Annotated in this window: 15 protein-coding genes and 1 pseudogene; 6 read left to right on the top strand and 10 right to left on the bottom strand. The window is 39.3% G+C overall.

The annotated features are described in order from the left end of the window. A pseudogene (locus UC75_RS21195) lies at positions 1–771 on the top strand (replication-associated recombination protein A); the annotation flags it as partial. A gap of 1 nt (position 772) precedes the next feature. On the opposite strand, the gene UC75_RS10795 reads toward UC75_RS21195, so the two are convergent. The 5 genes from UC75_RS10795 to dapA form a co-directional block, all read right to left on the bottom strand. Continuing rightward, positions 773–1,621 (bottom strand): formate/nitrite transporter family protein, encoded by an 849-nt coding sequence (locus UC75_RS10795; RefSeq protein ID WP_049837579.1) that lies wholly within the window; start codon positions 1,619–1,621, stop codon positions 773–775. Between the two features lie 152 nt (positions 1,622–1,773). Next, a complete protein-coding gene (locus UC75_RS10790) occupies positions 1,774–1,977 on the bottom strand; it encodes a hypothetical protein (RefSeq protein WP_013196537.1) in 204 nt (67 codons plus the stop codon). Between the two features lie 190 nt (positions 1,978–2,167). Beyond that, positions 2,168–2,887, bottom strand: coding sequence for a phosphoribosylaminoimidazolesuccinocarboxamide synthase (gene purC / locus UC75_RS10785; RefSeq protein WP_004790203.1), 720 nt, complete (start codon positions 2,885–2,887; stop codon positions 2,168–2,170). A 35-nt stretch (positions 2,888–2,922) separates the two neighbouring features. Then, complete coding sequence (locus UC75_RS10780) at positions 2,923–3,528, bottom strand: lipoprotein-34 precursor (NlpB) (protein ID WP_128825251.1); 606 nt, start codon at positions 3,526–3,528, stop codon at positions 2,923–2,925. 15 nt (positions 3,529–3,543) lie between these two features. Then, positions 3,544–4,437, bottom strand: coding sequence for a 4-hydroxy-tetrahydrodipicolinate synthase (gene dapA / locus UC75_RS10775; RefSeq protein WP_005300412.1), 894 nt, complete (start codon positions 4,435–4,437; stop codon positions 3,544–3,546). A 329-nt stretch (positions 4,438–4,766) separates the two neighbouring features. Between dapA and pncA the strand changes: the two genes are divergently transcribed. The 3 genes from pncA to UC75_RS10760 all read left to right on the top strand — a co-directional run bounded on the left by pncA (position 4,767) and on the right by UC75_RS10760 (position 7,910). Further along, positions 4,767–5,411, top strand: coding sequence for a bifunctional nicotinamidase/pyrazinamidase (pncA, locus tag UC75_RS10770; protein WP_049837577.1), 645 nt, complete (start codon positions 4,767–4,769; stop codon positions 5,409–5,411). A gap of 40 nt (positions 5,412–5,451) precedes the next feature. Further along, on the top strand, positions 5,452–6,390 hold the full coding sequence (locus UC75_RS10765) for a bile acid:sodium symporter family protein (RefSeq protein ID WP_049837576.1): 939 nt from the start codon (positions 5,452–5,454) through the stop codon (positions 6,388–6,390). Between the two features lie 176 nt (positions 6,391–6,566). After that, positions 6,567–7,910 carry an MATE family efflux transporter gene (locus tag UC75_RS10760; protein WP_049837575.1) on the top strand — a complete coding sequence of 448 codons (1,344 nt, stop codon included), beginning with the start codon at positions 6,567–6,569 and terminating at the stop codon, positions 7,908–7,910. Positions 7,911–7,925: 15 nt separating this feature from the next. Here UC75_RS10760 and UC75_RS10755 read toward each other — a convergent pair whose 3' ends face one another. Continuing rightward, complete coding sequence (locus UC75_RS10755; RefSeq protein ID WP_049837574.1) at positions 7,926–8,396, bottom strand: DUF523 domain-containing protein; 471 nt, start codon at positions 8,394–8,396, stop codon at positions 7,926–7,928. Positions 8,397–8,921: 525 nt separating this feature from the next. On the opposite strand from UC75_RS10755, the gene hppD reads away from it, so the two are divergent. Continuing rightward, the gene (hppD, locus tag UC75_RS10750; protein WP_049837573.1) at positions 8,922–9,977 is read left to right on the top strand and encodes a 4-hydroxyphenylpyruvate dioxygenase; all 1,056 of its coding nucleotides are present in this window, start codon (positions 8,922–8,924) and stop codon (positions 9,975–9,977) included. Between the two features lie 65 nt (positions 9,978–10,042). Here the strand turns inward: hppD and UC75_RS10745 are convergent, their stop codons facing one another. The 4 genes from UC75_RS10745 to fahA form a co-directional block, all read right to left on the bottom strand. Continuing rightward, positions 10,043–10,822 carry an IclR family transcriptional regulator gene (locus UC75_RS10745; protein WP_005300427.1) on the bottom strand — a complete coding sequence of 260 codons (780 nt, stop codon included), beginning with the start codon at positions 10,820–10,822 and terminating at the stop codon, positions 10,043–10,045. A 295-nt stretch (positions 10,823–11,117) separates the two neighbouring features. Next, entirely contained in the window at positions 11,118–11,666 is a 549-nt protein-coding gene (locus UC75_RS10740; protein WP_004790185.1) for a VOC family protein, read from the bottom strand. 17 nt (positions 11,667–11,683) lie between these two features. Next, positions 11,684–12,316 carry a maleylacetoacetate isomerase gene (gene maiA, locus UC75_RS10735; RefSeq protein WP_049837572.1) on the bottom strand — a complete coding sequence of 211 codons (633 nt, stop codon included), beginning with the start codon at positions 12,314–12,316 and terminating at the stop codon, positions 11,684–11,686. Continuing rightward, the gene (gene fahA / locus UC75_RS10730) at positions 12,303–13,610 is read right to left on the bottom strand and encodes a fumarylacetoacetase (RefSeq protein WP_049837571.1); all 1,308 of its coding nucleotides are present in this window, start codon (positions 13,608–13,610) and stop codon (positions 12,303–12,305) included. The genes maiA and fahA overlap by 14 nt, the downstream gene beginning before the upstream one ends. Before the next feature lie 354 nt (positions 13,611–13,964). On the opposite strand from fahA, the gene UC75_RS21190 reads away from it, so the two are divergent. Next, positions 13,965–14,497, top strand: a 533-nt coding sequence (locus UC75_RS21190; RefSeq protein ID WP_228137273.1) for an amino acid permease, incomplete at its 3' end; no start/stop codon positions are given.

The following is a 14,497-nucleotide window of genomic DNA, read 5'->3' as shown; positions in this document are numbered from 1 at the left end:
CTTCAAGCCGATAAATTCTTAAAAGAGCGTTATATTCATGTTGAAGAATACGATGCTCTCATTCAATTCGCAGCAGGCGATGCTCGTAAAGCGCTTAATTTACTGGATTTAATTGCAAGTACATTTGAACCAGAAATTGAAAACACGATTACCAATGCGGTGGTGGTGAAAGTCGCTCAGCAAAATATTGCGCGTTATGACAAATCGGGTGAGCAGCATTACGATCTCGTTTCTGCTTTTATTAAATCAATTCGTGGTAGTGATCCAGATGCAACCCTGTATTGGATGGCACGTATGCTCAAAGGCGGAGAAGATCCGGTTTTTATTGCAAGACGTATGCTGATTGCAGCTTCAGAAGACATTGGAAACTCTAACCCTAATGCGCTATTACTTGCAGGTGAGTGTTTCCGCTCTGTACAAGCGGTGGGGATGCCTGAGGCTCGAATTATTTTGGGCCAAACCGCGGTTTATTTAGCAACGAGTGCAAAGAGTAATAGTACTTATTTAGCGATTAATAAGGCCTTAGAACTTGCTGAAAAAACGGCAAATTTACCTGTGCCTTTGCATTTGAGAAATGCGCCGACCAAGCTGATGAAGCAACAAGGTTATGGGATTAATTATCTCTATCCTCACGATTATCCTGAGCACTTTGTGTTGCAAGACTATTTGCCGCCAGAGTTAAAGGGAACCAAACTCTATGAGTCTGCGAGAAATAAGCGTGAGGTTGAAGGTGAGCGCTTACAGCAACGCAGATGGCAGCAGGAACAATAGTTTATTTATGCTTCTGCTCTAGTTCTTCAGTCACTTGACCATAAATCAGTAGTGTAAACACGCCTGTACCACCAATAATATTGCCAATAGTGGTGGGGACGAGGAAAGTAAACAGATAGTCATTAATGGAAGCCTCTCCTTGCCAGACGAGATAGGACATTTCTGTAGAGCCTACCACTACATGGGTAAAGTCACCCAGTCCTATCAAGTAAGTCATGAAAAAGATGAGCAGGAACTTATTAGTAACTGAGGGTAACATCCAAACCAACGCTGCAATTAACAGCCCTGACATAATACCTTTGAGCATATTCTGGGTCGCAGAAAAGGAACCGACATGATGGGCGAGTTCATCCAGTGCTTTGTCAATATCTGGAGTAAACAGGTGAGTAGTTAAGAAAAATAAACTCGCCAAAGCTGTCCCAATGATATTGCAGAGAATCACAATGCCCCATAAGCGGCCCACTGCTCGTAATTTATCGAAGGTAAAGGGTTTGAATAAAGGTACAACAGTGGTGATGGTATTCTCTGTAAAGAGTTGCATGTGACCCAAAATAGCGATCAGAAACCCAATGGTATAACCGATATTGGTGATTAAATCGGTCCAAACAGCATCAGTTGGGAGATAAGAAGCAATAATGGCTTTAAATACAAATGAAAAACTGATGACTAAACCCGCAGCAATCCCTGAAAAGATCAGTGCAGCCGTTGGACGATCCAGCTCTTCGGCACCATCACGGCGGATAATTTCATAGACCAAACGGGGTGACAGTTTTTCATGTTCTTCAACTGCCATTTTTTCACGCCAGCTTAAGGTTTTCTCGACCTTTTTTTCCTCTATTTCATGATCCATCAGGTTTACTCCTCACTGAATAAATAATTTATATTTCTTATTTTTATTTATTGATAAGGCAGTACTTGAGATAAATCCAGTCGATTCCTAACAGCTTTATGTGTCTTTTTATAAATTGAATGTGAAGTGGCAGCAGATTATCAGCAATAAGATTAAAGAAATGTATAAGCCCTTAACGTGCGGATCAGTGCCATATAGTCACCTTGGGAGGCTTTAGAAATAACAGATTCGACTTCTGCCTGACTCCAGCCTTGTTTTAAGGCGGAATTGCTAAAGTTAGTTAATAAGACCAAAGGATTTTCACCAAAAAGGATTGGATGATTCGTTAATCTCTTTTCAAGCTTAGATATTTCCATAGCTTTTCCCTAGTTTTGAAATTTAATTATTGTGAAGTGCTTAATGTTTTTTTAGATTTTAGTGCTTTGTTTTTAGATTGTGCAAGTCATAATTTAATTAAATATACAAATCTGTCTACTTTTTAATATCTCAAATAATTAAATATAAAAAAACCGGGCTAAAGCCCGGTTTTTCATGAAGTTTGAACGATTAGAGAGCAGATAAATCTACGCCTAAACGAGCAGCAACTTCTTCATAAGCTTCAACAACACCGCCTAAACCTTGACGGAAACGGTCTTTGTCGAGTTTCTTCTTAGAATCTTTATCCCATAGACGGCAGCCGTCTGGAGAGAATTCATCACCAAGCACGATACGGTCATGGAAAACACCGAATTCAAGCTTGAAGTCCACCAAGATCATGTTGCCTTCAGCAAATAATGCTTTTAATACATCGTTTACTTGGTAAGTTAACACTTTCATTTGTTCTAATTGTTCAGCAGTCGCCCAACCTAAAGCAATCGCTTGAGATTCGTTAACCATTGGGTCGCCTAGACCATCATCTTTATAGAACAATTCAAATGTAGGAGGAGTTAACTCTTTACCTTCTTCTACACCTAAACGGCGACATAGAGAACCAGCTGCGTAGTTACGAATTACACATTCAACAGGAATCATTTGAAGTTTTTTAACAAGCACTTCGGTTGGAGAAAGCAATTTTTCAAAATGCGTTTCAATACCCGCAGCAGCAAGTTTTTCCATGATGAAGGCGTTAAAAAGGTTGTTCACCTTGCCTTTACGATCTAGTTGTTCGATTTTTTCGCCGTTGAACGCAGAGGCATCATCACGAAAGACTAAAATCAGATGGTCGGCATTGTCTGTTTCATATACAGATTTTGCTTTACCAGTATAGAGCAAGGTTTGTTTTAACATGAGGGAACCTTTTAAAAAAAATGCCTAGTAAACGACTAGGCTGGCCAATTTTGGTAAATCTGGTTTAACACTTCAGCAGCCACATCTGGGCTTGCAAAAGTGTTGTCTACATTAAATAGAGCAAGAGTATGACTTGAACCTACACCAGTAAGTTTAAGTACATAAGTATTGTCATTTACTTTAATCGTCGCCTGATTACTGCCTTGAGCGATGATGTTGTAATTTAAAGTACTTAATGTCGCTTTGGTGTATTGCCAGATCTCGGTCGTATTCCCATCAACTTTTAATAATGGGTTTTTATTACCGTCGGTCACAAGCTGAGGACGTCCAAGCACAGTAGTCGTTTGAGCAGATGCATCTGCTGTTGCATTGTTACCTTGAGTTTGTTCAGGGCGTGGCAATGCAAAACGGTTACCACGCTGGTTTTCAAACTTCGGCGCGTGCTCAATAGCGAGCTGGTCAACAGTTGGTGCAGGATACAAAGGTGTCGCTGGTCGTACAGTTGCATCGGCAGGATACTCAAGCGGGGCAAGTTGCTTGGCATTTTTATAATCTAAAGAGTGATTATTAATTGCGAAGCGACCACAACCAGCTAAACTTAAGGCTGAAACTGCAAGGACTAAACCAAGACGTAATTGCATCATAAATTGCTCTTATTAAATAATTCCCGCATCTTTTAGGGCATTGCGGAGAGGTTCGCGATATTGCTCAGCGAGAGGAGTGAGTGGTAAACGAATACCAGTATCAATCAGTCCCATCTCATGTAGTGCCCATTTCACAGGAATTGGGTTTGATTCGCAAAATAGAATATTGTGTAAATTTGCAATCTTATTGTTAATCGTCTTCGCTTGTTGTTCATCTTTAGCAATCGCAACAGCGCATACTTCACTCATTGCTTTAGGTGCAACATTTGCAGTAACCGAAATATTACCGTCAGCGCCAAGAAGCATGAGTTCCCAAGCAGTTTCGTCGTCACCTGAGTAGACAGCCATCTTGCCATTTAAAGCTTCGATTAATGCTTTACCGCGAGGTACATCACCTGTCGCATCTTTAATACCAACAATATTAGGGATCTCTGCTAAACGTACAGCTGTATCGTTTGCAAGATCTACACCAGTACGACCTGGTACGTTATAAAGAATAAGAGGTAGTTCTACGGCTTCAGCAATCGCTTTATAGTGTTGGAATAGGCCTTCTTGAGTTGGCTTGTTATAGTACGGCGTCACAAGTAAAGCTGCATCCGCGCCAAGATCTTTCGCAGCTTTAGTTAATTCGATTGCTTCACGGGTTGAGTTTGCACCAGTACCGGCAATAATTGGAATACGTTTATTGGCTACACGAATAATTTCTTTAATAACCTGTGTGTGCTCTTCCATGCTCAATGTTGAGGCTTCGCCGGTTGTACCGACGGCTACAATACTGTTTGTACCTTGTTCTATGTGCCACTCAACCAGCTTCTCAAGACCCTTCCAATCTACACCGCCGTCTTTCAACATTGGTGTGACGATTGCGACGATTGAGCCTTGAATGGTCTGTGCTTGCTGAGTCATTTTTAAAAATATCCTATTTATCCATCCGAATCTGAGGTAAGAAAAACAAAATGTGGGATGGTTGCAGTATTTTGATTGTCCAGTTCTAACAATAACAGATTGTTGAATGACAATTATGCAAATTATGACTGATCAGACGCATAAGAACAATACGCCTAACGGATAATCGCGAGGTAAACTTGAGGAAAAGATAGGATGTTTTCATTATTGTCAGCTGAGAGAGGCCAGTAAATATAACAATAGAGCCTGATTCGACTGGACCTTACTTAATATGTACTTTTTTTATGGCAAGATAGAATGCAATTTTCCCGGTTGGGATTGAAGGTGACATGAATATGAATAAACAACCACAAAATGCGGTTTTAATCGTAGTTGATGTGCAAAATGGTTTTACACCGGGTGGAAATTTAGCAGTTGCCGATGCCGATACAATTATTCCAACGATTAACCAACTTGCTGATTGTTTTGAAAATGTTGTTTTGACACAAGATTGGCATCCCGATAATCATATATCTTTTGCACAGAACCATTCGGGTAAGCAGCCATTTGAAACTATTGAGCTTGACTATGGGCCACAAGTGCTTTGGCCTAAGCATTGTGTGCAGGGTACTCACGATGCCGAATTTCATCCGAATTTAAATATCCCGACTGCTCAACTGATTATTCGAAAAGGTTTTCATGCTCATATTGATAGCTACTCGGCTTTTATGGAAGCAGACCACGCCACAATGACGGGTTTAACGAGTTACTTAAAAGAACGCGGTATTGATACGGTTTATGTGGTTGGAATTGCCACGGACTTTTGCGTGGCATGGACTGCCTTAGATGCAGTTAAACAAGGTTTTAAAACTTTAGTGATTGAAGATGCTTGTAAAGCTATTGATCTGGATGGCTCGTTAGAACACGCTTGGCAAACCATGCAGCAACAAGAAGTAGTCCGTATTCAATCGACTGATCTGTTGAGTGGGCGCTAAGTCTATTGGTCTAGTATTTTAATTTTTAGGGATAGAAAGTATGTCTGCATTACTGCGCTTTACCCAATTTATTCAGAAAACTTTTGCCCTATGGGTTATTGTTTTTGCAGCACTAGCGCTATGGCAGCCTGAATTTTTTGTTTGGCTTAAAGCTTACATTCCATGGATTTTGGGCATTATTATGCTCGGCATGGGAATGACCATGACTGTAGATGACTTTAAAGGGGTATTACAAAGCCCTAAAGCTGTTTTGATTGGGGTGGTTGCCCAGTTTGTAGTGATGCCCGGTTTAGCATATGTTCTATGTAAATTATTTAACTTACCACCTGAAATTGCCGTTGGGGTTATTTTAGTGGGGTGTTGTCCCGGTGGAACTGCTTCAAACGTGATTACCTACATGGCCAAAGGTAATGTGGCTTTATCGGTGGCTTGTACATCGGTATCAACGCTTTTAGCACCAGTATTAACACCAGCGATTTTTTATTTGCTCGCGAGTCAATGGTTAAAGATTGATGCAGCTTCGATGTTTATTTCGATTTTGCAGGTGGTATTGCTTCCTATTGTGGTTGGTCTGATTTTAAGAACATGGCTTAAACGTCAAGTCGAATCGTATATTCAAGTTATGCCGTTAGTTTCAGTGATTGCAATTGTTGCGATCGTGGCAGCCATTATTGGTGGGAGCAAAGCAGCAATTTTACAGTCTGGTTTGCTCATTTTAGCTGTGGTGATCTTACATAATGGATTTGGATATTTATTAGGTTTTGCAGCAGCACGATTCTTTAAATTGCCTTATGCAGACTGTAAGGCAATTGCCGTAGAAGTAGGGATGCAAAACTCAGGTTTGGGTGTAGCGCTTGCAGCAGTACATTTTGCTGCTTCTCCAATTACAGCTGTACCAAGTGCGATTTTCAGCCTTTGGCACAATATTTCCGGTCCTGCACTTGCGACTTATTGGGCAAGTAAACACAAACAAGAATAACTGCATAAACAACATATAATATAAAAGAAGGCCAAACGAATAGTTTGGCCTTTTTATTTAAAGCATATTTTGCGGGAGCTGAATTTAGAACTGGTATGTCTTTTGCTTTGGATTGATGCACTAAAAATAACGTGAATATGAGTATAAATCGCAAAGAAAAATAAGGTATTTCCTAGATGAATCAGATTTTTAAATTATTTATTCCCATGCTCTCAAGCAATTTAATTCTAGTTTTAAGTGGTTTGATTGATCTTGCTTATGTAGGGCATTTTAGCAATGACCATGTAGCCGCATTATCGGTGACCTTATCTTTATATACAGTGATTTATGTCATTGGGATGGGTATTCTGCAAGGTGTGATCCTCAAGCTCTCGGAAGCTTATGGTTGCTATGACATACCCCATATTCGTCAAATTTTTATTCAAGGCATTTGGCTGATGTTATGTTCGGCATTGGTGAGTATTGGCTTGCTTTACTTGTTCCGCGATTTACCAAAATTGTTCGGCGCATCTGAACATGTTGTTTCAATTACTAAAAACTGTATGTGGGCTTTGATATTTATTTTACCTGCGCATTTACTAATGCGTTTATTTACAGCTTTGTCTCAGGTCACTGAAAATGCGCATAAGGTTTTACTATCAGATAGCATTTTCTTCATTCTTAAAATTATTTTGTCCTATCTTTTAATTTATGGTGTCGCTTTATTTTCAATTCCCCCACTTGGTGCGATAGGGGCTTTGTTAGCCACTCTCATTGTACGGTGGTTTATGTTGGCTGTTTATTACCTGTTTTTCTTGGAGAAAGGATACATCTTCATTGAACATCCAGAACGTTCGGTTAAAGATAGCCGACAGAGTCTGCGGATGATTTTAAAAATAGGTATCCCTACAGCAATCATGGCATTGATGGACGTCGTTGCATTTTGTTCGGTTGCTATTCTGATTTTGCCTTTTGGGAGTGTGGTGTCTGCAGCCCATCAAATTGTCGCGAGTACTGGCGGCTTCATGTTTATTTTCCCTTCATCAATTGCCTCGGCTTATAGCATTTTGGTGTCACGATCTATGGGGAGCGGCAACATGGAAGAAGCAGACAAAATTGCCAAACAAAGTATATGGGTAATTATGGCAGTGAGTGGCAGCCTGTCCCTGTGTTTATGGTTGGAACGGGATTTAATTGTCACGTTCTATTCAGATGATTTGGCCGTGCAGATTTTGGCTGCATCCTTGTTGTTGATTGTGTGTCTGTTTCATTTCCTTGATGGCTTAATGGCGTTATTGACCTCTTTGTTGCGCTGTTGGGATGTGTCGATTTTACCGATGCTAATTTTCTTGGTCGTAGTAATGGGCTGCGGATTGGGTGGTGGTTGGTGGATGGCCTATAAAGGGTTGCATTGGCAGGATATCTCGATTTCTGCGATGGGAATTTATGGTTTTTGGTGGATGGCCGCCCTGAGTTATTTAGTAGCTTGTCTATTGAGTGCCTTCTGTTTCCATTTTAGAAAGCAATTAAGAGGGTTTTGATTGAGCAGACAACCATTAAAGAGGATGGGCTACTAACCAATCTTCAATTTCATTTTCAGAAATTACCTTAAAACCATGGCGCTGCAATAGTGCCGTGGTAATTCCAGTTCCAACAATTTTTTCCCCTTGAAAAGTCCCGTTATAAATTTTTTGGCTACCACAAGAAGGGCTATTTTCTTTTAAAACCACACAGCTTGCTTTTATTTGCTGTGCAATTTCTAAAGTGCGGTAAGCGCCTTTTAAATATAAGTCTGTTACATCTAAACCAGATGAGTCGGTAATTTTTGCCTTGCCATCAAGTACATCTTGACCTGTTCCGCCCACAATTTCTGCGGGTAAGCGAGGAGTAGTAAAACCACCTAATAACTCTGGGCATAATGATTGGGCTTTTTTATTGAGTAATAGTTGCTTCAGTAAAGTATTTGAACAAGATTTACCATCATATCGAACAGGTTCACCAGTTAAACAGGCACTGACTAAGATCATAAGTTTTCCTAAATCAAATGGATGGCGGGGCTTATTGTAGAAATCATAAACAAAATTTGAAAACTGACCATTAATTTTAAAATTACTTCATTTAATATTACTAAAATTATGCAATTCATAATTAAGTTATGTATTGCATAATTTGATTGTTTTTAGTAGCATCTAATTCAAGGTAAATGGCCAATGGAGATCCAACAAGGATGTTGGTCTCCATAAATCTATAAATGATTTTTAGGAAAAGACGATTTTTAAGGGTTTATTGAAAAATCTCAATCGTACTTTTAGATAACAAAGGACAGTGTGTATGGAAAACAAACACCACATGGAACGGAAATTAATCATCAAAGGCTCCACGCTCATCATATCTTCATTTTAATGATTCGTTTTTTTCTCATAGGATGCGTTGGGTTAAGGCATTTTGACGGTTCAAATACTCACCCAATGATTACGTATTCTATAGAGAAAGGAGCTGAGTTCATCAGCAATAGAGATAAACGGAACAGGTAATCACCAGAGGGAAACTAGATGGATATTTTAGAGAACCCATTAGAATTATGCGGTTTTGCATTTATTGAGTTTGTTTCAAAAGAAAATGAATTAGATCCAATTTTTGAAACAATCGGCTTTTCAAAAGTAGCCAAGCATAAATCGAAAGAAGCGTACTTATGGCGTCAAGGAAATATCAATATTATCCTGAATTATCAGCCAGAATCTTATGCTTCATTCTTCTTTAATGAACATGGTCCATCTGCTTGTGCGATGGGTTTCAAAACACGTGATGCAGCAAAAGCTTTCCAAAAAGCAGTAGAGCTTGGTGCTGAACCAATGTATTCAAAAGTTGGGCCAATGGAGCTCAACATTCCGGCAATTAAAGGTATTGGTGGCATGCCGATCTTTTTAGTTGACCGCGATATTTATGAAAATGACTTTACTTTCTTTGATGATGCTCAAAGACATCCAGTAGGTGCAGGCTTAAATGAAATTGACCATTTAACTCATAATGTCTACAAAGGCCGTATGGAGTATTGGGCAAACTTCTATGAAAAAATCTTTAACTTCCAAGAAATTCGCTACTTTGATATTAAGGGCGAATATACGGGCTTAACGTCTAAAGCATTAACAGCACCAGACGGCAAGATCCGTATTCCATTAAACGAAGATTCGGACAAAGGAAACGGCCAAATTGCAGAATTTCTATCTGACTTTAATGGCGAAGGTATTCAACATATCGCGTTTATTTGTGATGACTTAATTTCGACTTGGGATAAGTTAAAGGGTCTCGGTCTGAAATTTATGACACCACCGCCAAATACCTATTATGAAATGCTACCAGAACGTTTACCTGAGCATGGTGAGCCAACTGAAGAGTTAAAACAGCGTGGTATTTTGCTAGACGGCAACACTAAAGATGGTCAGAAGAAATTGTTATTGCAAATTTTCTCTGAAAACATGATTGGTCCAGTCTTCTTTGAATTTATTCAACGTAAAGATGATGACGGCTTTGGTGAAGGTAACTTCAAGGCATTATTTGAGTCGATTGAACGTGATCAGATTCGCCGTGGTGTTTTAGAAACTAAATAAGCTGAGCTTTATTCCTGATCTAAAAAACCAAGAGTTTGATCTCTTGGTTTTTTTATTGCTGTTGATTAGCGGCTTTTAATATATTGATTGATGAGCTTCACTTCATTTTTTAAGATTTCAATCGTTTTACTGTGTGGGTCGACTGGTAAAAACATTTCGCTGTCCAGTGCGACAATACAAAACTCAATGCTTTGATTTGAGTTAAACACAGGTAAACCCACCGCATTAATTCCTGTCAGTAAGTCACCTTTTGCTGCCGACATTTCTTGCTGGCGAATGGTTTCTTTAAGCTCTGTAAACGCTTCCCAGTTTTGTGGTGCGATGTTTAGACCAAGCTCTTGATGTTTTTGCCATTCTGTTTCCATTAAGGGGCGAACAAAATGCTCTGGAAGATAAGAAGCAAATAAACGTCCTGCAGCAGAATTGACTAAAGGCATAATTGAGCCGACTTTAGTGACAATTGAAATAGGGTGGTTTGATTCAATCGATTGAACAACTACAGGGCCTTTAGGCGACCATTTGCTAATTTGTATACCGCAACCAATTTTGTTTTGTAGGTCGTAAATTAAATGCTGTACCAGCTGTAGTGTGTCACTATGTTGAACACAGTTTAGACCTAAGCGCCATGCCTGATCACCTAAAGCATATTGCCCATCATCAAGTTGTTTTGCATATTCCATGCGAATAAGGCTGACCAGATAGCGATGCACTTTGGCAGGATGCATTTCTAGCTTGCTCGATAGGTCTTTGAGAATAATAGGTTGATTGTGCTCTAAAAGGGCGTTTAGTACAGATAAACCGACTTCAAGTGATTGAACCCCCCCAGATACTTTTTCTTCAATCATTTAAATACCCTTAATAAAGTTACTTCAGCTGTTAAACAGTGACGATCAAAATATAAATTGAAATTGCTGCGATTTACATCATGCCTGAGCCCAGTGCGAAATAGAAATCACCTTTTTCTATTAGCGAAATTGGCATGTTTAATAATCAACAATTTTCTAAAATCCCGACACTCTTATTTATAGCGCGATTTTCTAGAAATTTAGCAGTTTTAAATAATATAAATCGGCATTGATACAGAACCGTTCATTCAAACAATTCTAACCAATGCCGACTTTTTAGTTTGCTTTTTTTAAATTAGGTTCCTAACTCTGCTTCATGTAAGAAATGAGTGTGGTGTGGAGCACGTTTGGTTTTGCTCCATTCCTCTAGCATTTCAGCTTTCATTTCTTCAGTAATTTTTGCAATTTTTTCTTCAGCATGTACATCGTTATAAGTCAGTTCTAAACGATGGCCATTTGGATCGAAGAAATAAATTGAGTGGAAAATGCCATGGTTGGTTACGCCCAAAACTTTCACGCCATTTTCTTCTAAATGTTGCTTCGCAGCCATTAGAGCATTTAAGTCTTCAACTTCAAAAGCAATATGTTGTACCCATTGTGGGGTATTTTCGTCTCGGCCCATGTCTGGTTGAGTTGGCAATTCAAAGAAAGCCAAAACATTGCCTTGTCCTGCATCTAAGAATAAATGCATATATGGGTCAAAGGCTTTAGTTGAAGGCACATGGTCTTCAGCAAAAGCTAAAATGAAGTCCATGTTGAGCATTTTTTTATACCACTCAACAGTTTCTTTCGCATCCTTACAACGATATGCAACGTGATGTATTTTTTTAATGGCAAATGTCATATTAAAACTCCTTTTTACTATTCCCAATCTGGTTGTTGTTCTGGCGCCGCGTTATAGAAGGCTGGGATAGACAAACAATGGTGATAAATTGATTCAATTTTTGGAAACGCAGATAAATCAATCTTGAAGCGTTTCGCGTTGTAAACCTGTGGAATCAGGCAGCAATCGGCAATTGTTGCTTCGTTTCCAAAGCAAAATTGTCCGTTTGAATCTTGAAGTAGCTGTTCGAGATTTTGAAAGCCTTCAATAATCCAGTGCTGATACCAATAATTTTTTTGTTCGTCCGAAACATTTAAGTCATTTTTTAAATATTTCAGTACGCGTAAGTTGTTTAAGGGGTGAATATCGCAAGCGATTGCTTGGGAAAAAGCACGGATTTTGGCTCTCTCTTGCACATCACTTGGAAGTAATTTGGTTTCTGGATATTGCTCATCCAGATATTCCAAAATACTTAACGATTGAGACAAGGTTAAATCGCCGTCAATTAAAGTCGGGACTAGAGCACTGCGGTTTAACTTTAAATACTCTTCGCTTTGCTGTTCGTTTTTTACCAGATGAACTGGAACAGTCTCATAAGCTAAACCTTTAATGTTTAGACCAATCCGTACTCTGTAGGCTGCAGAGCTACGAAAGTAACTATACAGCTTCATAATCTGGCTCCGAAGTTTCTGCAAAGTCGAACGTTAATGCAGGAAGAACCGTATTTCGAACTTCACCGAAGCCAATGCGAATACCATTTTTCTCACAGTGGCCTTTCATAATGAGCGTATCACCATCTTGTAAGAAACCACGAGTTTCGCCGTTAGCAAGTGTCAGAGGTTTAGTGGTGTTCCATGTAAGCTCAAGCAAACTGCCATACGAATCTGGTGTAGAACCTGAAATCGTACCTGAACCCATTAAATCACCAACCTGAACGTTACAGCCGCCAATGGTGTGGTGAGTAAGCTGCTGAGACATAGACCAATACATATATTTGAAATTGGTTTTGCAGATTACGTCGCTTTGCGCCGATTTCGGGCTTTGAATTTCAACACTCAAATTAATGTCGTAACTGTTGGCGATATTTTCTTGTAAATAAGCTAAAGGTTTAGGCTCTTGTTTTGGACCTTCAACTTTAAATGGCTCAAGTGCTTCAAGTGTTACCACCCAAGGTGAGATGGCGCTGGCAAATGATTTTGAATTGAATGGACCTAGAGGCACATATTCCCATTGCTGGATATCGCGTGCTGACCAGTCATTGAGTAATACCATTCCAAAAATATGGTCCCACGCATTTTCAATCGAGATCGGCTGGCCAAGTGCCGTTGGTTTACCAATAACAAATGCTGTTTCAAGTTCAAAATCGAGTTTACGCGATGCAGAAAAAACTGGGCGCTCTTCATTTGGAAGTTTAATTTGTCCAGATGGACGCACGACTTGAGTGCCACTGACTACAACAGAGCTAGCACGACCGTTATAACCAACAGGCAATTCAGTCCAGTTTGGCAGTAAAGCATTTTTAGGGTCGCGGAACATACAACCCACATTGGTCGCATGTTCTTTAGAAGAGTAGAAATCGGTATAACCAGGCACCTGAAGAGGTAAATGCAAAGTAACGCTATCTTGCTTAACTAAGACTTCTTGGCGTAATGCTTCATTTTCTTGAAGTGTTAAATTTTCAACTGAAAGAAGAGACTGTAATGTCTTACGAACTTTTGACCAGTTGGCTTTGCCAGACTCGATAAATTTATTCAGTGTCGGTTGATTAAAGTATGTGTCTTGTTCTGAGAGTTTTAAAAGACCGTGCTTTTCAAGAGCAGCGAGATCAATCACCCAATCACCAATAGCTACACCGACCTGACGCTCGCCATCAGCTGTTTTGCTAAAAATACCATAAGGCAAATTATGAATAGTGAAATCTGATTGAGGTGAAACTTCAATAAAAGAGTTTAGTTTTTGTTCCATTTTCGCGTCCTTGTCTTTATCTCGGGTCTTATACAAATAAAAGTTCGGTCTAGGACTGAGCTACTCAATAAGTTTTTAACCTTTGCTTAGATCATTTGTCTTATGAGTTTGATATAGACCGAGCACAACCAATTGCTTCATGTCTCTATAATACTGAATTCATCAAATTACGCAATACATAATTTAATTACACATTTCATAATAATTGTCATTTCTTGTATTTTCTGTTTTCATTCGCGGTCATGAGAAAAGTCACGCAATTATTTTTTCATGAATATCTATGAAAGTTTGATCAATTTATGATATACGTAATTTATTGGAAAAAAATTACGTGACACGGATGAGAATAATCATATGTCAGCACAAGAGCAAGGAAACCTGAAACATGGTTTGAGTAATCGGCACATCCAGCTTATTGCATTGGGTGGGGCGATTGGCACAGGGCTTTTTCTTGGTATATCACAATCGATTAAATTAGCAGGTCCATCGGTCATCCTCGGTTATGCCATTGCAGGATTTATTGCTTTTTTAATGATGCGTCAGCTTGGTGAAATGGTGGTTGAAGAGCCAGTTAGTGGTTCTTTTAGTCATTTTGCCTATAAATATTGGGGACCATTTGCAGGGTTCATGTCAGGATGGAACTATTGGGTACTCAATGTTCTCGTCTGTATGGCAGAACTAAGTGCAATTGGTCTTTATATTCAATATTGGTGGCCGCAAATCCCAACGTGGGCATCTGCTTTAACCTTCTTTGTCTTAATTAATGGCATTAATTTGCTACATGTTAAGTTTTTTGGCGAAATGGAATTCTGGTTTTCTATTGTCAAAATCTTAGCAATTCTTGCAATGATTGGTTTTGGTTCATATTTACTTGCAACAGGCACGGC

This window comes from Acinetobacter sp. V2, assembly GCF_001188385.1.
Taxonomy (GTDB): Bacteria; Pseudomonadota; Gammaproteobacteria; order Pseudomonadales; family Moraxellaceae; genus Acinetobacter; species Acinetobacter oleivorans.
This window is presented reverse-complemented; position numbering and strand designations above follow the sequence as displayed.